23 protein-coding genes and 1 pseudogene are annotated in these 22291 nt (G+C 49.4%); 12 read left to right on the forward strand and 12 right to left on the reverse strand.

The features are described from left to right. Positions 1-75: 75 nt before the first annotated feature. Positions 76-288: pseudogene (locus I4W93_RS16995) on the reverse strand (type II TA system antitoxin, ParD family); the annotation flags it as partial. 93 nt (positions 289-381) lie between these two features. Between I4W93_RS16995 and I4W93_RS17000 the strand changes: the two are divergent. Next, entirely contained in the window at positions 382-588 is a 207-nt protein-coding gene (locus I4W93_RS17000; RefSeq protein WP_224673516.1) for an excalibur calcium-binding domain-containing protein, read from the forward strand. An 18-nt stretch (positions 589-606) separates the two neighbouring features. Here I4W93_RS17000 and tusA read toward each other — a convergent pair whose 3' ends face one another. The 3 genes from tusA to fadB all read right to left on the reverse strand — a co-directional run bounded on the left by tusA (position 607) and on the right by fadB (position 4444). After that, the gene (gene tusA, locus I4W93_RS17005) at positions 607-855 is read right to left on the reverse strand and encodes a sulfurtransferase TusA (protein ID WP_205311980.1); all 249 of its coding nucleotides are present in this window, start codon (positions 853-855) and stop codon (positions 607-609) included. 255 nt (positions 856-1110) lie between these two features. Next, entirely contained in the window at positions 1111-2274 is a 1164-nt protein-coding gene (gene fadA / locus I4W93_RS17010) for an acetyl-CoA C-acyltransferase FadA (RefSeq protein WP_205311981.1), read from the reverse strand. Between the two features lie 16 nt (positions 2275-2290). After that, positions 2291-4444, reverse strand: a complete 2154-nt coding sequence (fadB, locus tag I4W93_RS17015; RefSeq protein ID WP_205311982.1) for a fatty acid oxidation complex subunit alpha FadB — start codon at positions 4442-4444, stop codon at positions 2291-2293. A gap of 198 nt (positions 4445-4642) precedes the next feature. On the opposite strand from fadB, the gene I4W93_RS17020 reads away from it, so the two are divergent. From I4W93_RS17020 to I4W93_RS17030, 3 genes are read left to right on the forward strand one after another with little or no spacing between them, the layout of a single operon-like run. Further along, positions 4643-6547 (forward strand): transglycosylase SLT domain-containing protein, encoded by a 1905-nt coding sequence (locus I4W93_RS17020; RefSeq protein WP_224673520.1) that lies wholly within the window; start codon positions 4643-4645, stop codon positions 6545-6547. 45 nt (positions 6548-6592) lie between these two features. Next, complete coding sequence (gene pepQ, locus I4W93_RS17025; RefSeq protein WP_205311983.1) at positions 6593-7918, forward strand: Xaa-Pro dipeptidase; 1326 nt, start codon at positions 6593-6595, stop codon at positions 7916-7918. Between the two features lie 22 nt (positions 7919-7940). Then, positions 7941-9392 (forward strand): TrkH family potassium uptake protein, encoded by a 1452-nt coding sequence (locus tag I4W93_RS17030; protein WP_205311984.1) that lies wholly within the window; start codon positions 7941-7943, stop codon positions 9390-9392. Here the strand turns inward: I4W93_RS17030 and trkA are convergent. Genes trkA through def form a run of 4 tightly spaced genes read right to left on the reverse strand, consistent with a single transcriptional unit; the run spans position 9389 to position 13559 of the window. Then, positions 9389-10765 carry a Trk system potassium transporter TrkA gene (trkA, locus tag I4W93_RS17035; protein ID WP_205311985.1) on the reverse strand — a complete coding sequence of 459 codons (1377 nt, stop codon included), beginning with the start codon at positions 10763-10765 and terminating at the stop codon, positions 9389-9391. The two genes, I4W93_RS17030 and trkA, sit on opposite strands and share 4 nt — an antisense overlap. After that, entirely contained in the window at positions 10762-12078 is a 1317-nt protein-coding gene (gene rsmB / locus I4W93_RS17040) for a 16S rRNA (cytosine(967)-C(5))-methyltransferase RsmB (protein WP_205311986.1), read from the reverse strand. Before rsmB ends, trkA begins: the two co-directional genes overlap by 4 nt. Next, positions 12075-13031 (reverse strand): methionyl-tRNA formyltransferase, encoded by a 957-nt coding sequence (fmt, locus tag I4W93_RS17045; RefSeq protein ID WP_205311987.1) that lies wholly within the window; start codon positions 13029-13031, stop codon positions 12075-12077. Before fmt ends, rsmB begins: the two co-directional genes overlap by 4 nt. Before the next feature lie 12 nt (positions 13032-13043). After that, entirely contained in the window at positions 13044-13559 is a 516-nt protein-coding gene (def, locus tag I4W93_RS17050) for a peptide deformylase (protein WP_205311988.1), read from the reverse strand. A gap of 123 nt (positions 13560-13682) precedes the next feature. Between def and I4W93_RS17055 the strand changes: the two genes are divergently transcribed. From I4W93_RS17055 to I4W93_RS17070, 4 genes are read left to right on the forward strand one after another with little or no spacing between them, the layout of a single operon-like run. Next, on the forward strand, positions 13683-14798 hold the full coding sequence (locus tag I4W93_RS17055; protein ID WP_205311989.1) for a LysM peptidoglycan-binding domain-containing protein: 1116 nt from the start codon (positions 13683-13685) through the stop codon (positions 14796-14798). A gap of 26 nt (positions 14799-14824) precedes the next feature. Further along, complete coding sequence (gene dprA, locus I4W93_RS17060; protein ID WP_205311990.1) at positions 14825-15916, forward strand: DNA-processing protein DprA; 1092 nt, start codon at positions 14825-14827, stop codon at positions 15914-15916. Between the two features lie 2 nt (positions 15917-15918). Further along, positions 15919-16392: a DUF494 family protein gene (locus I4W93_RS17065; RefSeq protein ID WP_205311991.1), complete on the forward strand. Its 474-nt coding sequence runs from the start codon at positions 15919-15921 to the stop codon at positions 16390-16392. Positions 16393-16407: 15 nt separating this feature from the next. Continuing rightward, positions 16408-16947, forward strand: a complete 540-nt coding sequence (locus I4W93_RS17070; protein WP_205311992.1) for a DNA topoisomerase family protein — start codon at positions 16408-16410, stop codon at positions 16945-16947. A gap of 16 nt (positions 16948-16963) precedes the next feature. Here I4W93_RS17070 and I4W93_RS17075 read toward each other — a convergent pair whose 3' ends face one another. Together I4W93_RS17075 and purE are read right to left on the reverse strand one after the other, a co-directional pair. Continuing rightward, positions 16964-18097, reverse strand: a complete 1134-nt coding sequence (locus I4W93_RS17075; RefSeq protein ID WP_205311993.1) for a 5-(carboxyamino)imidazole ribonucleotide synthase — start codon at positions 18095-18097, stop codon at positions 16964-16966. Next, entirely contained in the window at positions 18094-18585 is a 492-nt protein-coding gene (gene purE, locus I4W93_RS17080; protein WP_205311994.1) for a 5-(carboxyamino)imidazole ribonucleotide mutase, read from the reverse strand. Before purE ends, I4W93_RS17075 begins: the two co-directional genes overlap by 4 nt. Before the next feature lie 119 nt (positions 18586-18704). Here purE and tsaC point away from each other — a divergent pair, with 119 nt between their 5' ends. Further along, entirely contained in the window at positions 18705-19259 is a 555-nt protein-coding gene (tsaC, locus tag I4W93_RS17085) for an L-threonylcarbamoyladenylate synthase type 1 TsaC (RefSeq protein ID WP_205311995.1), read from the forward strand. A 1-nt stretch (position 19260) separates the two neighbouring features. Then, positions 19261-20193 carry an oxygen-dependent coproporphyrinogen oxidase gene (gene hemF / locus I4W93_RS17090; protein ID WP_205311996.1) on the forward strand — a complete coding sequence of 311 codons (933 nt, stop codon included), beginning with the start codon at positions 19261-19263 and terminating at the stop codon, positions 20191-20193. Here the strand turns inward: hemF and I4W93_RS17095 are convergent. After that, on the reverse strand, positions 20190-20612 hold the full coding sequence (locus I4W93_RS17095) for a group II truncated hemoglobin (RefSeq protein WP_224673518.1): 423 nt from the start codon (positions 20610-20612) through the stop codon (positions 20190-20192). The genes hemF and I4W93_RS17095 overlap by 4 nt on opposite strands. Before the next feature lie 29 nt (positions 20613-20641). On the opposite strand from I4W93_RS17095, the gene aroE reads away from it, so the two are divergent. Together aroE and I4W93_RS17105 are read left to right on the forward strand one after the other, a co-directional pair. After that, on the forward strand, positions 20642-21460 hold the full coding sequence (gene aroE / locus I4W93_RS17100) for a shikimate dehydrogenase (protein ID WP_205311998.1): 819 nt from the start codon (positions 20642-20644) through the stop codon (positions 21458-21460). After that, positions 21457-21693: a DUF1488 family protein gene (locus tag I4W93_RS17105; RefSeq protein ID WP_205311999.1), complete on the forward strand. Its 237-nt coding sequence runs from the start codon at positions 21457-21459 to the stop codon at positions 21691-21693. The genes aroE and I4W93_RS17105 overlap by 4 nt, the downstream gene beginning before the upstream one ends. Here I4W93_RS17105 and I4W93_RS17110 read toward each other — a convergent pair. Then, positions 21690-22291: gamma carbonic anhydrase family protein (locus I4W93_RS17110; RefSeq protein ID WP_439653236.1), on the reverse strand; the 602-nt coding region annotated here is incomplete at its 5' end. The two genes, I4W93_RS17105 and I4W93_RS17110, sit on opposite strands and share 4 nt — an antisense overlap.

Raw genomic sequence — 22291 nt, forward strand, 5'->3', positions numbered from 1 at the left:
TCCCCGGTTTAAACAGTATATCGGGCGATATACTGCAGATCTTGAACAGTCTAAGCAGTTAAAAAATAACGCTTTTTAGCGCTTACCATGGTCTGCTATCGCTTGCTCAAAGATATCGGTAACGCTTTGCTCAGAATAGTTGCCGTTATAGGCGCTAGATAGCCGCTGTTGCGTTAGAGTTTCTAACTGCTTCACAGAGCAGTTTCGCGGCGGCTCCTCCGCTTGCTGTGGTAGCACCTTATCCAGAATAAAATCTTTAATGCTTTTACCCTGCAATGCCGGCATCGCTTTTAATAGCTGTTACTTATCGCACTGGTTGCCTTCGGCGCGTGGAATTACTACCAAAAACAAAACACTACACCAGTGGCAGAGCCTGTTGCTGTGCCAAAAGTATTACCTGATTACACCGTGGCAATTAACAAAGCCCGCGCCGTGGCCAGTGCATCACAGTTTCGCTGCGATGGACGCCAGCATTGCAGCCAGATGACCTCACGCGCTGAAGCCGAGTTTTTTATCCGCAACTGTCCTGCTACTAAAATGGATGGTGATCGGGATGGGGTACCTTGTGAGAATGATTCGAGGTGGTAAGTAAATTAATCAGGTAGGTTAACCGCTAACCTTTTTTACCAAATACCGATACGGCAATTCAGTAGCATCACTGCCCACCAACTCATGATCCATAAAGCGACAAAATGCCGGGATATCGCGGGTGGTGGCCGGATCGTCGGCGATAATAAGTAAAGTTTCACCCACCTGCATTTTACGCAGTTGCAGCCGTACCATCATTACCGGCTCGGGGCAGCGCAGGCCTAAGGCATCGAGGGTTTGATCTGCGTTGCTGAAAATATCTTCCATTGTTACTCCGGTAGAAAATCTTTGCTTTGTTTACGTAGTGTCGGCGCAAATTCCCGCTGTACTCGCCACAGCGGGGCTTCGGGCAATCCTGCCCTTCAGCCGTGCGCTGGCGTTCCAGACGCCAGCTATTGCCGCATTCGCTATGCTCGTGGGTCTGTGGCTGCGCCAGCGGGATTTGCGCCTAATCTTTGCGCCAATAAATAAGGGCCGTAAAAACGGCCCTTATTCTATGCGATTGTGCTTATTGCTGCCAGCTTATGGCCGTTCAAACACTGTAGCAATACCCTGGCCTAAACCGATACACATGGTTGCCAGGCCAAACTTGCCACCTTTATCTTCCATCACGTTAATCAGCGTGGTGCTGATACGTGAACCTGAGCAACCCAGCGGGTGGCCAAGGGCGATAGCGCCGCCGTTCAGGTTTACTTTCTGATCGGCAACTTCCAGTAAGCCTAAATCTTTCATTACTGGCAGAGCCTGAGCTGCGAAAGCTTCGTTCAGCTCGGCGTAGTCGATATCGTTGATGCTGATACCGGCCATTTTCAGCGCCTTTTTCGACGCCGGTACCGGGCCGTAACCCATAATAGACGGGTCGCAACCGGCTACACCCATACCGCGCACGTAAGCACGAATTGGCAGGCCCAGTGCTTTGGCTTTGTCTTCGCTCATGACTAACATGCCAGAGGCGCCGTCAGATAATGCTGAAGACGTACCGGCAGTTACCGTGCCGTTGGCCGGGTCGAATACCGGGCGTAGTTGGCCCAGCGCTTCTACTGTGGTTTCCGGGCGGATAACTTCATCGTAATCCATAAGTTTTAACACGCCGTCGGCGTCGTGGCCTTCAGTGGGGATAATTTCGTTTTTAAAGCGGCCTTGCAGGCTGGCTTCCTGCGCTAAGCGGTGTGAACGCGCGCCGAATTCATCCTGCTGCTGGCGGCTGATGCCGTGCATTTTACCCAGCAATTCTGCGGTTAAACCCATCATACCGGCGGCTTTGGCTACCGAGGTGGATAAACCCGGGTGAAAATCGACGCCGTGGTTCATCGGCACATGGCCCATGTGTTCAACACCACCAATTAAATACACCTCACCCATGCCGGTTTGTATGGCGCGCACGGCGTCATGCAAGGCTTGCATTGATGAGCCGCACAAGCGATTAACGGTAACGGCGGGTACCGAGTGCGGAATGCCGGCTAACAATGCCGCATTACGCGCCACGTTAAAGCCTTGCTCTAAGGTTTGTTGCACACAACCCCAGATAATGTCGTCAATGTCGCTTGGGTCTAATGCTGGGTTACGGGCCACCAGTGATGCCATAACATGGGCAGATAACTGCTCGGCGCGCACGTTGCGGTACATACCGGCTTTGCTGCGGCCCATTGGCGTGCGGATACAATCTACAATAACTGCGTGTTTCATTATTCTGCTCCTGCGCTTAAACCGGGAAGAAACGCTGGCCGGCTTCGGCCATGGCGCGGGTTTTATCTGTTACCTGATAAATTTCGCCTAAATGGGCGTATTTATCGGCCAGGGCGACAAAGTTGGCTAAACCGATGGTATCGGCATAACGCAGCGGGCCACCGCGGAACGGAGGGAAGCCTAAGCCGTAGATTAAGCCCATATCGGCTTCAGCCGCGCTGGCCACTATGCCTTCTTCCAGACAACGAATGGTTTCGTTAATCATCGGTACCATGACACGGGCGATAATGTCTTCCGCGCTAAATTCTTGCTTAGTTCCGGCGATGCCAGCCAATAGGCTAAGCGCGGCAGGGTCGATATCTTTTTTCGGCTTACCTTTGGCATCTTTGCTGTAAGCATAGAAACCAACGCCGTTTTTCTGGCCATAGCGATCGGCTTTGTACATCGCCGCTACAGGGTCATCATTCAGCTTTGCCATACGGGTAGGGAAGCCGGCAGCCATTACGTCGGTGCAGTGATAGGCCGTGTCTAAACCGACGACATCCAACAGATAGGCTGGACCCATTGGCCAGCCAAACTGTTTTTCCATAACTTTATCTACCTGAGCAAAGTCGGCGCCGTCTAATACCAGCTTACTGAAACCGGCAAAGTAGGGAAACAGTACACGGTTAACAAAGAAGCCCGGGCAGTCATTAACAACGATAGGGGATTTACCCATCTTGGCAGCGTAAGCCACCACAGCAGCTACGGTTTCTTCACTGGTGTCTTTACCGCGGATAACCTCTACCAACGGCATACGGTGTACCGGGTTAAAGAAGTGCATACCACAGAAGTTTTGCGGCCGGCTTAAATTTGCTGCCAGTGAGTCAATTGAAATGGTTGAGGTGTTGGAGGTTAAAATGGCGTCATCACTTAATAGTGCTTCTACTTCTTTTAACACTGCGCCTTTTACTTTCGGGTTTTCTACTACGGCTTCAACCACAATATCAACGCCTTTAACGTTTTCATTGCTCAGCGTAGGAGTAATAGACGCAATAACCTTCGCCATACCAATAGCATCGAGCTTTTTACGTTCTACTTGCTTACCCAACAGCTTGGTGGCTTCGCCCATACCCAATGCTAAGGCTTTATCGGCGATATCTTTCATTACCACCGGTACGCCTTTTAACGCAGACTGATAGGCAATACCGCCGCCCATAATGCCGGCGCCCAATACTGCGGCTTTGTTGATGGCTTTAGTAGCGATTTTGGCGGCTTTTTTCGCCTTGCCTTTTATAAGCTGGTCATTTAAAAACAGGCCGATTTGTGCAGTAGCAGCATCGGTTTTCGCCAGTTTGGCAAAGCCAGCGTTTTCCAGTGCCATGGCACCGGCGCGATCCAGCGTGGCAGCCGCTTCAATGGTAGTAACTGCCAGCATAGGCGCCGGGTAATGTTTACCGGCGTTGGCAAACACCATGCCTTTGGCGGTGCTGAAGCTCATGGTCGCTTCGGTCTTATTCAGTTTTAGTGGCTGCAGTTTAACTGCGCGCTTTTTGCGCCAGTCCAGTTTGCCGGCAATGGCGTCTTCTAGCATGCTCAGCGCTGCTGCTTCCAGTTTCTCTGGCGCCACTACGGCATCGATTAAACCAAACTTTTGTGCCTGGTCAGCACTGTGGTCTTTACCGGTGGTGATCCACTCCATCGCATTGTCTGCGCCAATAATGCGTGGTAAGCGCACGGTACCGCCAAAGCCTGGCATTAAGCCTAGTTTTACTTCAGGTAAACCAATACGGGTAGTGGTGTCGGCGACGCGATAATCAGTAGTAAGTGACCACTCACATCCGCCACCCAGTGCAAATCCTTTGATGGCGGCAATTGTAGGGACCGGTAAATCTTCGGCCAGATCAAAAATATCAGAAGCTTGTTTGATCCACGGAATAAGCTCCGCCTCGGGCCGTAAAAACGTGTTCAAGAATTCAGTAATGTCAGCGCCAACGATAAAAGCGTCCTTGTCACTGCAAAAAATAACACCTTTTAACGCGGTATCGCTGTGCAGCAGGTCTAAAGCTGTCTTACAATCAGTAAGCGTCTGCTGGTCAAATTTATTAACTGAGCCCTTGGCATTAAAAGCAAAGCGGGCGATACCAGGCTTGAGGTAGGCAACAGTAATGTTGTCACTCTGGTAAATCATAACGGTGCTCCTTGGTCGCGTATTTTAGGGTTCTTCGCAACTGGTACGATGAGGTTGTCTTGTTCAGTGTGTCGCGGTTTGCAAAAAAATTCAACCGTTATTTAAACGCGTGTTTGAATCTGCTTGCGACGTTTCGCAGTAACTATAGGTGCTATTTTTCTTTTTCGTGGTTTTATCGGGGTTATCACAGTGAAACGAATGGTTTTAATGTTGAGTAACCTGCTACTGATTCCGCTGGCAGCGGCGTCGGTGTCTTCAGAAGCAGCGTTACGTAAAGAGTTTTTACAAGCAGAGCGACAGATTGGCAGTGTCAGTTATGAACAGGCACAGAAGCTGCTAAAAAAGTTTGCTGATTATCCGCTACAACCTTATTTGCAGCAGCAGCGCTTGCAGCAGTTTCTTACGGCGGATGAGCTTATTGCCGATTTTTTGCGGCGTTATGAAAAAACGCCGATGGATTGGCCGCTGCGTAAGCCCTGGTTACTGGATTTGGCTAAGCGGCAAAAGAGTCAAACTTTTCTCGCCAACTACGCGGGGTCAAGTGATGCCGAATTGGAGTGTCATGCACTGCGCTTTAAGTTGGCTGGAAAAAATGCCGACAGCAGTAATTTATGGCCCCGGGTTAGCAAGCTTTGGGTGGTGGGTAAGTCTCAACCCAAAGCGTGTGACCCGTTATTTGCTGCATGGCGCAAAGCTGGCCAACAAACGCCAGAGCTTACCTGGCAGCGCATCCGACTGGCTGCTGAGGGTGGCGATACCAGTTTAATACCCTACCTTAAAACTCAGTTACCGGGTGAGCAGCAATATCTTGCTGATATGTATCTAAAAACGCGGCGCAATCCAGCGGCTATAACTGCGGCCAAGTTTTTTCCACTGAAAAAAGTGCATGAGCGTGATGTATTGGCATACGGCTTAAAGCGGCTTGTTTGGCGTAATCCTAAGCAAGCGCTGGCATTGTGGCAGAAGTTCGTCAACGATCCGTACTTTACCGCAGCGCAGCGTTTAGATGTGCAGCGTCAGTTTGCCATTGCACTGGCCAGTAAAGGTGATGAGCAGGCTGCTGTCTGGCTTAGCACTTTGCCACCGGAGTTGCTTGATCAAACTTTGGCTCATTGGCAGGTTAGCCACGCATTGGCAGAACTGGACTGGCACCGGGTGCAGCAGGTTATCGAAGCTTTTCCGCCAGACATCGGTAAAGATAACAGTTGGAGGTACTGGTTAGCACGTGCCTATGAAGAACAGGGCCAAGCTGACAAAGCTAAACCCATGTTTGAACAACTGGCATTGCAGCGACATTTTTACGGCTTTATGGCTGCGGCTAAACTGGGGATGCCGCCCAGCCTGGCGCATGCGCCGGTAACGGTGTCTGAGCTGGAGCTGAAAACCTTGCAGCAACATCCTGCCGTGCGTCGGGCGCAAGAGTGGCTGGCCCTTGGGCGCTTAACGGAAGCGCGGCGTGAGTGGAACCATTTGCAGGATACGTCTGACGAGCAGCAAAAACTGGTGTCAGCTAAATTGGCGCATCAACTGCAGTGGTATGAACGGGCCATTTTTTCCTTAGCAGATGTCGGTTACTGGGATGATGTCGAACTACGCTTCCCGCTGGCTTTTCAGGCTGAAATTGACACCTCGGCAGCCAAGTTTGACATTGAGTCAGGCTGGGCCATGGCGATTGCACGGCGCGAAAGCTCTTTTATGGCCGACGCGGCATCACCGGTGGGCGCTCGTGGCTTAATGCAGCTGATGCCAGCTACTGCTCGTGAAATAGCGAAAAAGCCAGTGCAGTTAGCGCAGTTGTACAACCCGGTCACCAATATTGACTATGGTACAGACTACTTAAATTATTTACGTAAACGTAACGACGGCAATTTGCTAATGGCAACAGCGGCCTACAATGCCGGTTATAGCCGGGTTAAACAGTGGATCCCGAAGGATTATGCGGTGCCAGCTGATGTGTGGGTAGAAACCATACCTTATCGCGAAACCCGCGAATATGTAAAAGCAGTGATGGCTTACTACCAGATCTACAACATCCGGTTAAATACGCCGACCGACGTGTTCAAGCCACTAACCACAATGCGGATTGGGGTAGTGATAGAATAATGTTATGATGCCACGCACAGTTTTAAGCCAACAGGTCAGACACTTATGACAGCTTCTTATCAAAGCCTGTATCAGGCACATATTGCCGAGTTACAACTGCGCAGCCGCCGTTTATTAGAGCGTGAAAATCTCGATGCACTGGTGGTTCACTCTGGCCAGACTCAGCGCAAGTTCCTTGACGACATGGACTACCCGTTTAAAGCCAACCCATTGTTTAAAGCCTGGCTGCCAGTTATCGATAACCCACATTGCTGGTTATTGCTTGATGGCGTAAACAAGCCGAAGCTGATTTTTTACCGGCCAAAGGATTTCTGGCATAAAGTACCGGACGAACCACATGATTTCTGGGCTGAGCATTTTGATATTCAATTGCTGGACAAGCCAAACAAAGTAGAAACCATGTTGCCATATGATAAAGCCCGGCTAGCGTACCTGGGTGAACATATTGAAGTGGCTAAAGCACTCGGTTTTACCGAAATTAACCCTGAGCCGGTGTTAAACTTTATTCATTTTTACCGTGCGTATAAAACTCCCTACGAACTGGCTTGTCTGCGTATTGCCAACCAGATGGCTGTAGCCGGCCACAATGCTGCCAAGGCTACATTTTATAATGGTGGCAGTGAATTTGATATTCAGTTGGCTTATTTGGCAGCTGTGCGCCAAACAGAAAACGAAGTACCTTACGGTAATATTATTGCCCTGAATCAGAACTGCGCTATCCTGCACTACACGGCGCTTGAGCGCAAAGCGCCACTGCAGCATCATTCTTTTTTAATTGATGCCGGCGCAGAGTTTCATGGCTATGCTGCCGATATTACCCGTACTTACAGCTTTAACCCACAGGATGAGTTTGCCCAGTTAATCAGTGCGGTAAACGACATCGAGCTGGAACTGGCCGGCGCTTTAAAGCCCGGATTAAAGTACGGTGATTTGCATGTGAAGTGCCATCAGCGTATTGCTGAAATATTGCAGCGATTTGATTTTGTTCGCATGTCAGCCGACGCAATTGTCGAAAACAAAATTAGCCGTACCTTCTTTCCGCATGGTTTAGGCCATCACCTGGGTTTGCAAGTACATGATGTAGGTGGCTTTATGGCCGATGAGCGCGGTACCCATGTTGCCGCACCCGACAGCCATCCATACTTGCGTTGCACCCGCACCATAGAAGCAAACATGGTATTTACTATTGAGCCAGGTTTGTATTTTATCGATAGTTTACTGGCGGATTTGGCGACAACCGAGTTTGATAAGTACATCAACTGGCAAAAAGTCGATGCATTCCGTCACTATGGTGGTATTCGCATTGAGGATGATGTGATAGTGCATCAAGACCGCAATGAAAATATGACTCGTGATCTTAAGCTGGCTTAAGCGCAAGGAGCGCAGCTAAGGTATGCAATACCGCTCGATAATTCGTATTCTGGGCCTGCTGATCGCAATTTTCAGTATCAGCATGGTGCCGCCTGCGTTTGTAGCTTATGGCTACAAGGACGGTGCCGGTGTGCCGTTTATACTGTCTTTTGTGCTGTGTCTCGTTATTGGGTTTTTGATCTGGTACCCCAACCGGCGTTTTAAGGCGGAGTTGAAAGTACGCGACGGATTTCTGATCGTGGTATTGTTTTGGATAGCACTAGGTGCTGTTGGTGCTATCCCCTTTATGTTGGCAAGCAACCCACATTTAAGCTTAGCCAGCGCTATGTTTGAAGCGTTTTCCGGATTGACGACCACTGGTGCTACGGTGCTAACCGGCATTGAGTTTTTACCCAAAGCAATATTGTATTACCGTCAACAACTGCAATGGCTGGGTGGTATGGGTATTATCGTGTTGGCTGTTGCCATATTGCCGATGTTGGGGGTAGGTGGAATGCAGTTGTACCGCGCCGAAACACCTGGCCCGGTTAAAGATAACAAGATGACGCCGCGTATTGCCGATACGGCCAAGCACCTGTGGTATATCTATCTGGCGCTAACCTTGGCTTGTGCCTTGGCTTTTTATCTGGCGGGCATGAGTTGGTTTGACGCCATCTGCCATGCTTTTTCTACTGTCGCTATTGGTGGCTTTTCGACCTACGATGCCAGCATTGGCCACTTCCAAAGCCCGATCATTAATGCTATCTGTGTGATTTTTTTACTGTTGAGTGCGATTAATTTCCCATTGCACTTCGCTGCCATTCGCGGCAAAAGTGTTAGCACCTATTTTCGCGACCCCGAATTTAAAGCTTTTTTGTTTATCCAATTTGCCTTGATCTTTGTTTGCTTTGCCGTGTTGCTGCATACCAATGTCTACAGCAACAGTGCCGATGCATTAAACCATGCAGCTTTTCAGGCGGTGTCTATTTCTACTACCGCTGGTTTTGCCACTGATGGCTTTGCTGCCTGGCCATTGTTTTTGCCAATATTGTTAATATTTTCTAGTTTTATTGGTGGTTGTGCTGGCTCTACCGGCGGCGGATTAAAGGTGGTGCGGGTCGTATTGCTGTTTTTACAAGGCACGCGGGAGCTCAATCGCTTGATCCATCCGCGGGCGGTATATTCGATAAAGTTGGGTCGTCGCGCGGTGGCAGACCGTATCGTCGAAGCAGTTTGGGGCTTTTTTGCAGCTTATGCTCTGGTGTTTGTCGTTATTATGTTGCTGTTGTTGCTAACCGGCTTGGATAACATCACTGCTTTTACTGCAACCGCAGCCTGTTTAAATAACCTGGGACCGGGTTTGGGTGAAGTAGCCGCGAACTTTGGTAGTATTCCTGATGTGTCGAAGTGGATCCTGATCATTGCCATGGTATTCGGCCGGCTGGAAGTGTTTACCTTGTTGGTGTTATTTACGCCGGCCTTTTGGAAAGATTAGATAAAAATTGCACTAACCTGAAACAGCTTCTCTACTTCGACAATGTGTTTTTTATCGACCATAAACAATATGATGTGGTCATCAGTTTCAATAACCGTGCTGTCATGAGCAATTAGCACTTCTTCACCACGCACTATGGCACCGATAGTCGTACCTGGCGGCAGTTTGATGTTGCCGATGGCTTTGCCTACCACTTTACTGGTGCTGCTATCGCCATGCGCGATGGCCTCTATTGCTTCGGCGGCGCCACGGCGCAACGAATACACATTAACAATATCGCCGCGGCGGATATGGGTTAACAATGCAGAAATAGTAGCTTGCTGTGGCGATACTGCGATGTCAACTTCGCCGCCTTGCAGCAAGTCAACGTAGGCGCCGCGTTTAATCAGCACCATCGTTTTCTGTGCGCCCATCCGCTTTGCCAACATTGCTGACATAATATTAGCTTCGTCATCATTGGTAACGGCAATAAACACATCAACTTGCTCGATGTTTTCTTCTTCCAGCAGTTCTGGATCCGAGGCGTCACCAACATAAACCACGGTGTTATCCAATGCGCTGGACAAAAACTCGGCGCGCTCTTTACCGCGTTCTATTAATTTAACGCTATGGGTTTTTTCCAATGCCCGGGCCAAACCAAAGCCAACATTGCCGCCACCGGCTATCATGATGCGGCGGTAGCTGCGCTCCAACTTTTGCAGCTCGCTCATTACGGCTCGAATATGCTTGGTCGCTGCAACGAAAAACACTTCATCGTCTGCTTCAATGATCGTGGTGCCTAGCGGTTTAATGGCGTTGCCACGGCGGTATATTGCCGCCACTCGGGTTTCTATGTTTGGCATATGCGCTTTCAATGCCGATAACGCATGGCCTACCAGTAGGCCTCCATAATAAGCCTTAACGGCCACCAAGCTCACTTTACCGCCGGCAAATTCCACAACTTGCAAGGCACCGGGGTAATCAATTAAGCGGCGAATGTAGTTGGTTACCAGTGCTTCGGGTGCAATAAAATGATCAACCGGCATATCGTCTTTGTGAAACAGTTGGTCACGGTATTTCAGATACTGGTTGGTGCGAATGCGAGCAATCTTTAGTGGGGTGCTAAAAATGCTGTAAGCCACCTGACAAGCGACTATGTTTACTTCGTCGCTGTTAGTTACGGCGATAACCATGTCCGCATCTTCAGCACCGGCCTTTTTCAGGATGTCTGGGTGTGAGCCATGACCATGCACCACCTGTAAGTCAAAGCGGTCTTGCAGAGCGCGTAACTTATCAAAGTTGCTGTCAACAATAGTGATATCGTTTTGCTCGCCGACCAGGTTTTCTGCCAGTGTGGCTCCAACCTGGCCTGCGCCTAAGATAATAATTTTCATGTTGTCTCGCTGTTTGTCGCTATTTTGAGCAAACGAGCATAGAAGAAACCGTCCATGTCGTGCTCGCCCGGTAATAGCTGCCAGCCATTTTCCTGCGTTGTATGTTGTGGCAGTTCGTCCAGCCTGGCATCACTATTTTGCTGCAGAAAGGTTGCGATCTGGGCGCCATTTTCATCGGGCAATATACTGCAAGTAGCATAAAGCAGGATGCCGCCCGGTGCCAGCAACTGCCAACATTGCTGCAATATACGCTGTTGTAGCTCGCACAAGGGTGCGATATCTGCCTTTTTACGTAGCCAGCGAATATCCGGATGGCGGCGGATCACGCCGATAGCGGAGCAAGGTACATCAAGTAAAATACGATCAAACAACTTACCCTGCCACCAATTGTCAGGGACGGCAGCGTCGGCGGCTATTACGTTAGCTTTAAGCCCAAGCCGAAACAGATTGTCATGCACACGAACCAGGCGCTTTGGTTCTTTATCCAATGCTGTGAGTTCGGCATCTGGTGCCAGCTCGAGAATATGACAGGTTTTGCCACCTGGCGCGCAACATGCGTCCAGAACACGGTGATGGTTATCCACCTGCAGCAAATACGCGGCATACTGGGCGGCAGCATCCTGTACTGAGAACCAGCCTTCAGCGTAGCCGGGCAGGCTAGTGACATCCTGTGCTTGAGTCAGCTTAATAGCGGCGGGTAAATCGGCGATTGGTCTTGAGTATTCGATGCCGGCACGGGTTAGGGCGGCGGCATAGTCAGTTGGACTAAGTTTGTTACTGTTAACGCGCAGCCACAGAGGCGCTTTTTGCTGATTGGCTAACAGTATTTGTTGCCATTGGTTGGGGTAGGCCTGACGCAGCTTTGTGATGAGCCAGCCGGGATGGTTATGTTGCACGGCGTCGGGAGCGTTGTCGAAATCGAACAATGCGGGTTGGCGTTGCACATTTCGAAGCACGCCGTTGATCAACTTGGTTAACGACTGGCCTTTCAATTCACGGGCCGCTTCCACAGTTTCACTGATAGCCGCATGGTCTGGTATACGCATAAATTTGAGCTGGTAAATACCCACGTACAATAAAAATTGTAGCGGCCTTAGCTGTTTTACCAGTGGTTTACTCATTAATTGATTGCAAACGGCTTCCAGTTGCGGCAGATAGCGCATGACGCCAAAACAGATTTCCTGCAACAAGGCTTTATCCAAAGCGTTATCTAATAATGCTTGCGATTTAGGTAGCACTTCAGACAGTGACATACCCTGATCTACAACATCAAAGCAGCTGCGCGCTGCCAACACTCGCACATTTTGGCTCATGCGGGTTGGCCAATAATGGTGCCAATGCTAAACCACTCAGCTCGGCCATTGAGAAAATCGGCTGCTGACATGGCTTTTTTCCCCGGTGGCTGCAGTTGGGTAATCGTTAACACACCTTCGCTGCAAGCGATGCGGATCCCCTGTTTGGTTGCGCTTAATATGGTACCTGGTGGCTGGTCGGCTAGGGTATCTTCAGCCACGGCTTGCCATATTTTAACACTGCCCTGAGCTAACGAAATATAGCTTACCGGCCATGGATTAAAGGCACGTATCTCACGCTGTAATGCAGCTGCGGTTTTGTCAAAGTTGAGCAGAGCTTCATCTTTGTGTAATTTTTCAGCGTAGCTTGCCTGGGTATCGTCCTGTACTTGTGCTTGCAATTGCAGGAGTGGCAAATTGACCAGTGCGGCCAGCAGCGCTTGGGGGCCTAATTGAGCCAGTTTGTCGTACAGAGATGCACTGGTATCACTATTGCTGATATCGCAACAAACGGTGTTTAACATGGCACCGGTATCAAGCCCGGCATCCATTTGCATAATGGTAACGCCTGTTTGGCCATCGCCAGCCCAGATTGCCCGTTGTATCGGAGCCGCGCCGCGCCAACGCGGCAGCAAAGAACCATGCACATTTATGCAACCCAGACGAGGTGAATCCAGCACTTTTTGCGGCAAAATAAGGCCATAAGCTACAACCACCATGACATCGGCATTAAGTGTGGCAAGCTCGGCTTGTGCGGCGGCTTTCTTCAGCGATTTTGGTTGATACACCGGAATTTGGTGTTTCAATGCCAGTTGTTTTACTGCGCTGGGTTGCAATTGCTGGCCGCGCCCTGCAGGGCGATCAGGTTGAGTGTATGCCGCAATTACCTGATGTTCCGAATCAATCAGTGCCTGCAGGTGCGTAGCCGCGAAATCCGGAGTCCCGGCGAAAATAATGCGTAATGGAGTGGTCACTATGTATCCTGCTTACAGCGCGTGGCGCTGCGCCATTTTGGCTTCTTTTTCCAGCTTTTTGCGAATACGATCGCGTTTTAACGGCGATAAATAATCAATAAATAATTTGCCTACCAGGTGGTCCAGCTCGTGCTGCAGACAAATTGCCAGCAGGCCGTCGGCTTTCAATTCAAAGGTATTGCCATTTTTGTCCAGCGCTTTTACTGTTACTTCTGCTGCGCGTTCTACTTTGCCATAGCTTTGTGGCACCGACAGGCAGCCCTCTTCGTAGCTAGTGTCGCCGCCGCGGGCAATAATTTCAGGGTTAATAAACACCATCGGCTCGTTGCGGTCTTCAGATACATCAATGACCACGACACGTAGATGAACGTTTACCTGAGTGGCGGCCAAACCTATGCCTTCTTCGGCATACATGGTGTCCAGCATGTTAACCACTAATTGCTGAATTTCGGCGTTAACAGTGGTTACGGGTTTGGCGACGGTGCGTAACCGGTCGTCCGGATAATGTAAAACATGTAAAACAGTCATAACACCTACAAAAATATGCTTTGTTTCAAAGGTTGTGGTATGTTTTAATTTTAGCCATTAATCCGCTGTATTAACAGCTTAGTGTGCAATAATTACAACAAGATTGAGCTCAAGGATGCAGGCATGCTGAAAAAATTTGCAATTGTCGCCACTCTACTGGTTATGAGTGGCTTTATAAACGTGTTCGCTGATGTATTAACCATCCGCGAAGGTGCTCCTGCTAGTTATGTTGTTAAAAAGGGCGATACGCTGTGGGATATCTCTGCTTTGTATCTTAATGAGCCCTGGCTGTGGCCGCAGCTGTGGCAAATGAACCCGCAGGTAGACAACCCACATCTTATTTACCCCGGCGATACGTTGACGTTAACGTATGACGCAGAAGGGAGACCGCGCCTAGCCGTTAATGACAATGTAAAACGCTTGTCACCCACTATTCGTAAAACGCTGAAGGGTGATAGTGCCGTAACCACGCTACCATTGAGTCTGATTCGCCACTACTTAACTTTTGAGCAAGCGCTTTCAGAAGAGCAAATTAACGCACTGCCTTATGTGTTAGGTTCTAATGCCAACGTGAAAAATTCGGTCAGCGACCATATTATTTACGCCAAAGGCGTGTTAGAAACGGGGGCTTCTTATGGTGTCTATCGCCAGGGGAAACCCTATTTTGATCCAGAGACCGAAACCATTCTTGGTTACGAGACCAAACTTATCGCCACCGCCAGAGCTTTTAGACCGGGGCGTGAAGTGTCAGAAGAAACCGAGACACCGGCTGAAGCTTCATCACTAAATGTGTTAAGTGTTAAGCGAGAGATAAAGCAGGGCGATCGCATATTGCCTGCATTGGAAGGTCAGTCTCTACCTGCATTTTTTGTGATGAGCCGGCCTGGTTTTGATATTAACGGCTTAATTATTGATACCACATCAGATTTACGTGAGTTTTCAAAATGGGACATTGTCGTACTCAATCGCGGCACTCGGCAGGAATTAAAAGCTGGTCATATGTTGGGTATTTATCGCAACTCGCCCATGGTGATAGATGGCCCTGATGGTCCGGTATATGTTGAAGATGCCAACAGACTGCAAAAAATGTTTCGTAACATCAGTGAAGATGCTATTCAGTTACCGCGAGAAAAAGTGGGTGAACTGATGGTGTTCAAAGTGTCAGAGCAGACTAGCTTCGCTATTGTGACCAAAACTCAACGACCAATTCGTGTTGGAGATTTAATCGCCAACTTATAACATATGTTTGATGGAGCCAGTTTGCCATGGAAGAACTATGCAGCTGGCTCGCTTTAGCCACTGTGCATGGCCAAGATGGCCTGAAGTTCCAACGACTGAGCGAGCAAATATCGATAGCTGAGCTGGTTAAACTACCAGCCAGCACCCTCCGTAATATCGGCTTCACCGAGCGCCAAGCTTATTTGTTAACACAAGAAGCACAACCGAAAGTTGCTTATGCGCTACGTTGGTTGGAGCAAAGCGATACTCATCACATTATTACTTATATTGACCCTCGTTACCCTGCGCTGCTTAAACAGACCAAACAACCGCCATTGCTATTGTTTGTAAAAGGTAACCCACAGGTGTTAGCGCAACAACAGCTGGCGATGGTGGGCAGTCGTACGCCTACACCAACAGGGCGAAAGGTGGCGCACAGCTTTGCTGCAGAGCTATCGCAACAAGGTTACATTATTACCAGCGGCATGGCGCGGGGCATTGATAGCGAAAGCCACAAAGGTGCATTGCAAGCTGGTGGTTTAACTGTTGCGGTATTAGGGCACGGCTTAGAGCAAGTGTATCCTTTATCAAATAAATCCTTGGCCCAAGCTATTTCAGAGCAGGGCGCTTTGGTGTCAGAGTATTTCCCCGACGTACAAGCCCGGGCGGAGTGGTTTCCTCAGCGCAATCGCATTGTTGTTGGGCTTAGTATTGGCACTATTGTGGTTGAGGCCGGACTGAAAAGCGGTACTTTGATCAGTGCAAATTTGGCAGCAGAGTACAGTCGTGATGTATTCGCTGTACCAGGCTCAGTGTTCAGCCCACAATCGGAAGGCTGTCATCAATTAATTCAGCAAGGTGCTAAATTAGTCACAAAAGTTGCCGATATACTGGAAGAATGGCACTTTTTTGGTAAAAGTTGTCTTAAAGAAGGCTTGGAGCAAGAAAAAAGTCAGCAAACAGACTTGTTTGCAAGTCAGTTGTTGGCTAACGTAGGAGACGAGGTTACCGCAGTTGATCTTATTGCACAGCGCGCCAGCTTGGCGATAGCCGACGCCACTATCGCGCTGTTACAGTTGGAATTAGCTGGTGAAGTAGCAGCAGTTCCCGGTGGCTACATAAGAGTGAGGAGTGCCTGAGTATGTTTGATATCCTCGTTTATCTGTTTGAAAACTATATCCACAATGAATCTGACATTTACGTTAATCATGCCGATCTGACCAAAGAGTTAAGCCGGGCAGGTTTTCATGACGATGATATCTTCAAAGCGTTAAAGTGGCTCGATAACCTGTCTGCATTGCAGGAAAGCCATGTTAAACCATATCTATCTAAGGTTATTTCCAATGCCACCCGCATTTACAGTGCGCCAGAATTGGCGAAAATGGATGTAGAGTGTCAAGGGTTTCTGTTGTTTTTAGAGCAAGTCAATGTTTTGGATCCGGTTACCCGAGAAATGGTTATCGACAGGGTGATGGATTTGGACAGCCACAGTATTAGCCTGGAAGATTTAAAATGGGTGGTATTGATGGTGCTGTTTAATGTACCCGGCCACGAAAATGCTTATGCCCAGATGGAAGATTTAATTTTTGATGAACCTGAAGGGCCACTACATTAAGCGGCCTTACCCTTTATGACCGAAGATTCCGCTTTGTTTGAACTGCCGCAACAGCAGCAGCTATGTCCATTATGCCAGCAGCCGCTGGCAATGAAATCAGGTAAAAATGGTCTCTTTCTTGGTTGCAGTGCTTATCCGGCCTGCAACTATATTAAGGCGTTACACCAGCATGAAACCAGCATAGTTAAAGTGCTGGACAGCGAGGCCTGCCCGCAGTGCGGCAATGCATTGGCGGTAAAAAACGGTCGCTACGGTATGTTTATTGGCTGTACAGATTATCCGCGCTGTAATTTTGTTGTGCATGAAGCCAATGAGCCAGCAGGAGCAGAGCGTTTAGCCTGCCCGAAATGTAAACAAGGCCAACTGACTGAGCGAGTAAATAAGTTTGGTAAAGCATTCTGGGGTTGTGGCAATTTCCCCAAGTGCAAATTTTTGCTAAATGATAAACCGGTTACAGGCAGCTGCATTAGCTGTGGCTTCGGCTTACTGGTAGAAAAGAAAGCGGCGTTTTACTGTGCCGATAAAAAATGTGGGGCAAAACAGCCGGTAGCCTGAACTACCGGCCGGCTTGTCAGTTTAACCGGTCTGCCATTTGTGCCAGCTCAGGAAAAGCCGCTGCGGGTAATAGCGCGATCAATTGTTCAAACCGTTGCTTCAGCTGTGCATTACCTGCTGCTGATAAATTAATATGCCCCATCTTACGACCGGCGCGTTTGCTTTTACCATACCAATGTAAGTGTAACCCCGGCAGTGCCAGAATTTGCTCCGGCACCCTGTCTTCGCCAAGAATATTGACCATTAAACTCGGACGAACCAGCGCTGTGCTGCCCAGAGGTAAATCGCACACGGCACGTAAGTGCTGCTCAAACTGGCAAACATCGGCACCTTGTTGGGTCCAATGGCCGGAGTTATGTACACGGGGGGCTATCTCGTTAACCAGCAGCTCACCGTTAACATCAAAAAACTCTATCGCCAGCACGCCAACATAATTCAACTGATTTGCTACTGCAGTAAACATTTGCTGTGCTTGCTGTTGCAGCTGCTCGTTGCCGCTAACCGCTAACGATACGCTCAGCACGCCATTTACATGATGGTTTTCTGTTAGCGGATATACCTGTACCTCACCGCTGCTGTTACGGGCGCCAATCAATGAGACTTCACGTTGGAACGGAATAAATTGCTCCGCCACTATAGCTTGTGTGCTATCGGCGGCCAAAAAAGCACTAATGTCCTGCCATAGCGCAGCGGCCTGTTCGGGCTGCTTTAGGCGCCACTGGCCTTTACCGTCATAACCGGCCAGTGCGCTCTTAAATACCAGCGGTAAACCCAGCTTGCTGATGGCGGCATTAAAATCGGCTTCACTATTAACAATATGATAGTTGGCAGAGCGCACACCGGCGTTGTCAAGTAATTGCTTTTCTAACCGGCGATCGCCACCAGCTTTAATCGCCGCTTCGCCAGGGAAAAACTTACCGCTTTGCTGGCACTGTGCCAATACCGGCAGCGGAATATGTTCAAATTCTGCGGTAACCACATCAGCATCAGCAATGGCATTGGCCAAACCTTTGCCCAAATTCTGCTGCGTTAGCGGATGTACTATGCTGTCGCTGTTGACATCATAAGCGCTGATACTGATGTTCAGCGGCGCACCGGCCAGTGCCATCATCCGCGCCAATTGGCCGGCGCCCAGCACTAATACCTTCATAACTGCACCTGTGCCGGATCGGGCTGGCTGAGTACCATATCGGTTTGTGCCTGGCGAAAGGCGTCAATTTTGGTCATCAGTTCCGGGCTGTGGGTAGCCAGTATTTGTGCTGCCAGCAAGCCGGCATTGGCGGCACCGGCCTCACCAATTGCCAGGGTGCCCACCGCAACGCCCTTGGGCATCTGCACGATAGACAGTAAAGAGTCTAAGCCTTTTAGCGCTTTGGACTGTACCGGTACGCCCAATACCGGCAGGCTGGTAAAAGCAGCGGCCATGCCCGGTAAATGTGCTGCACCACCGGCGCCTGCAATAATGACTTTTAGTCCGCGGCTGGCTGCGCTACTGGCGTAATCGGCCAGTAGCTGCGGTGTACGATGTGCGGAAACAACTTTGGTTTCATAGGCAATACCGAACTTATCCAGCATATCAGCGGCGTGTTTCATAGTGGGCCAGTCTGATGTCGAACCCATGATGATGCCAACTTGCATTGTTGTTTCCTTCTGTACGTGATGAACTAAAAGCGTGAAGGCGCTATTATAGCCAGTTGCGCAACTGAAGAAAATTTTAACTGTGTTTTTCGTACAATTATCCGGGGATATGGCAATAAATGGCAGAGCTGGCGTTGGTATTACAGGCTTTACAACAAGGCGGCGTGATCGCTTATCCAACCGAGGCGGTATATGGCCTTGGTTGTGACCCGGACAATGAGGCTGCGGTACTGGCGTTACTGGCGATTAAGCGGCGTCCGGTTGAGAAAGGTCTTATTTTAGTTGCGGCTAATTACTCGCAATTGCTGCCCTACGTCGATGACAAAGCCATACCGTTGGAAAAGCGCTATCAGATTTTTTCCAGTTGGCCGGGCCATATCAGCTGGGTGTTACCAGCCAGCAAGGCCGCGCCTAAATGGATCACCGGCCAGTTTGACAGCATAGCGGTGCGGGTGAGTGCGCACCCAGTGGTGCAACAGTTGTGTAGTGCTTATGGCAAACCTTTGGTATCAACCAGTGCCAATTTGTCCGGTCAGCCGGCCATCACCGACAAAGTTGTGCTGCAGCAAAGTCTCGGTGATAAGTTGTCTGCTATTATGCTCGGCGTACTGGGTGGGGCAACTCAGCCCAGTCAAATTCGTGATGCCATCAGCGGCGATATTGTAAGGAGTTAAGGTGACAAGTAACAAACCCCAGCAGCATTTGGCTGTAGTGCAGCAATTTTTGCAGCAATTGCAGGACAATATCTGTGCTGCGTTGGAGCAAGCAGATGGCTACGCGCAGTTTGTTGAGGATGCCTGGCAGCGACCCGAAGGCGGTGGTGGTAAAAGCCGGGTGCTAACCGGCGGTAAGTTATTTGAACAGGCAGGGGTAAATTACTCGCATGTATTCGGTGCCAATATGCCGGCCTCGGCTACTGCACACCGGCCTGAGTTAGCCGGGCGCAGTTTTAATGCCTGTGGCGTGTCACTGGTTATTCACCCGAATAACCCTTATATACCCACCACGCATGCCAATGTGCGTTTTTTTATTGCCGAAAAAGACGGTGAGGCGCCGGTGTGGTGGTTTGGTGGTGGTTTTGATTTAACGCCTTATTATCCGTTTGAAGAAGACGTAGTGCACTGGCACCAAACTGCTAAAGCGGCCGTTGATCCCTTTGGCAGTGATTATTACCCTGCGTATAAAAAATGGTGTGACGAGTACTTCTATTTAAAACACCGCGGCGAAACTCGCGGTGTAGGCGGGCTGTTTTTTGATGATTTAAATGCGCCGGGCTTCGAGCAAAGCTTTGCGCTGATGCGAGCTGTCGGTGAGGCCTTCACGCCGGCATATTTGCCGATAGTAGAACGGCGTAAAGCTATGCCATACGGCGATCATCAGCGACAGTTCCAGCTATATCGTCGCGGACGCTATGTTGAATTTAATCTGGTGTACGATAGAGGCACCTTGTTTGGCCTGCAAAGCGGCGGGCGCACTGAATCCATTTTAATGTCGATGCCGCCGTTGGTGCGATGGCAATATGGTTTTCAACCCGAACCCGGCAGCGCAGAGGCGCTATTGTATGAGCGGTATCTTCAACCGCAGGATTGGTTAGGGCTTAATCGCTAACAGTTGATCATATGGCTCGCCAGTTGACCTATCGACTGGCGAATGCCATCCCGCAGCATTTTATTTTCAACCACTTCATTCAGCGCTTTATCCATGCAAAACATCCATTGCTCGCGCATTTGTTCATTTACGGTAAAAGGCATGTGCCGGGCGCGTAGGCGTGGATGGCCGTACTTTTGTTCAAATAGCGGCGGGCCGCCAAGCCAACCTGATAAAAACTCGAAAAACTTTTGCCGGATAGTATCCAGTGGTAGTGGATGAATGGCATACAGCTCTGCCGTTTGCGGGGCGGTTTCCATGATATCGTAAAAGCGGTTGGCCAGCCGGCGTACGGCTTTTTCGCCGCCCATCATAACGTAAGGCGTTTGCTGTGGCGTAGGGTGCGGCTTGCTATTTGGCGTGGTTTTATTAAAAATCATCTGTATTAACTTCTCTATGGACATCGCTTGTGGACCGTTATGCTGTTTTTGGCAATCCAATTAGGCAATCAAAGTCGCCACTTATTCATACGCAATTTGCTACGCAGTGTGCAGAGTTACTCTCGTACGAGGCCATTTTAGCACCGGTTGATGGTTTTGCCGACAGCTGGCGTGCTTTCGTCAAGGGTGGCGGTAAAGGCGGTAATGTTACTGCACCATTTAAACAGCAAGCTTATCAGTTGGCAGATGTGTTATCTGAGCGGGCTTTGCAAGCGGGCGCAGTAAATACACTTTATATAGATAGCAATGGCAGATTACATGGTGATAATACAGATGGCATAGGCCTGGTTGCTGATTTGCAGCGGTTGGGTGTTGATCTACCAGGCTGTGCTGTATTGCTTTTGGGCGCTGGCGGAGCCAGTAGAGGAGTTATTGGGCCTCTGCTAAACGCAGGTGTCCAACAATTGGTATTGGCTAACCGTACGCAAAGCAAAGCTCAACTTATAGCAGAAAGTTTTACCAACACTGTCTATGCTTGTGGCTTTGCCGAGATCCCTAACAAGCCTTATCAGTTGGTAATCAATGCGACATCGTCAGCTTTAAGTAATGAGCGGCCGGATATCAATCCTTCACATTTACAGCATTGTTTGTTGGCCTATGACCTAAGCTACAGCAGTGAACCTACGGCATTTATGCAATGGAGTGCTAAGCACGGTGCACTGCGGCAAGCAGATGGTTTAGGCATGTTAGTATCGCAGGCAGCAGAAGCGTTTTATATCTGGCGTGGAAAAAGGCCGGATGTGACGCCTGTACTGGCGTTATTGCAACAGCAGTTAAAAGCGCGATGAACCAGCAGCTGATCTTCAATAATGATTTTGACTTTAATTCCAGCAGACAAGCTGTGAGTTTTAGCTGTCTTGTTTCGGGGCTAAAGGTGGATTGCTATATTGCTCTGCCGGCCGGCCAGCAGCCTGAACGCTTTTTACAGCAAGTTCAGGCTGAGGCTTTTAACTGGGAAGATGCTGCCGAGCAGGCGATAGCCGAAGAGGCATATAGCAGTGCCGGCGAGATCTGGCTTTAAGCTTCAGCCAGATACTCGTTCTTCAATATTACATAGTTCGCTGCCGACTCTGTTAAAAATGCTTTTTCAGCAGCATTTAATGGCCGCGCTTGTTTCACAGGGCTGCCGACATATAAGTAGCCGCTTTGCAGACGCTTACCTGGCGGCACTAAACTGCCTGCGCCGATAATCACCTCGTCTTCTACTATTACATCATCCATTACGATAGCGCCCATACCCACCAGGATACGATTGCCAAGAGTGCAGCCATGCAACATGACTTTATGGCCGACAGTGACATCCTCGCCGATAACCAGCGGCGAGCCGTCGGGTTTGTTGGGACTGCGGCGGGACAAATGCAGTACCGAGCCGTCCTGAATATTAGTGCGGGCGCCAATGCGGATATAGTTAACATCACCGCGTGCAGCGACCAAAGGCCAGATGCTGACATCTTCAGCTAAATTAATATCGCCAACCAGCACGCTGGATTCGTCTATATATACCCCTGATGCCAGTTTCGGCGTTATACCTTTATAAGCTCGTATCGTCATAATGTCCTCCAATGCTGCGTTATTATGCAGTAAATGTACTAAAAAAGCGCTTTTCGCTGCATTTTTCT

It is taken from the genome of Rheinheimera maricola (assembly GCF_016918075.2).
GTDB classification, from domain to species: Bacteria; Pseudomonadota; Gammaproteobacteria; order Enterobacterales; family Alteromonadaceae; genus Alishewanella; species Alishewanella maricola_A.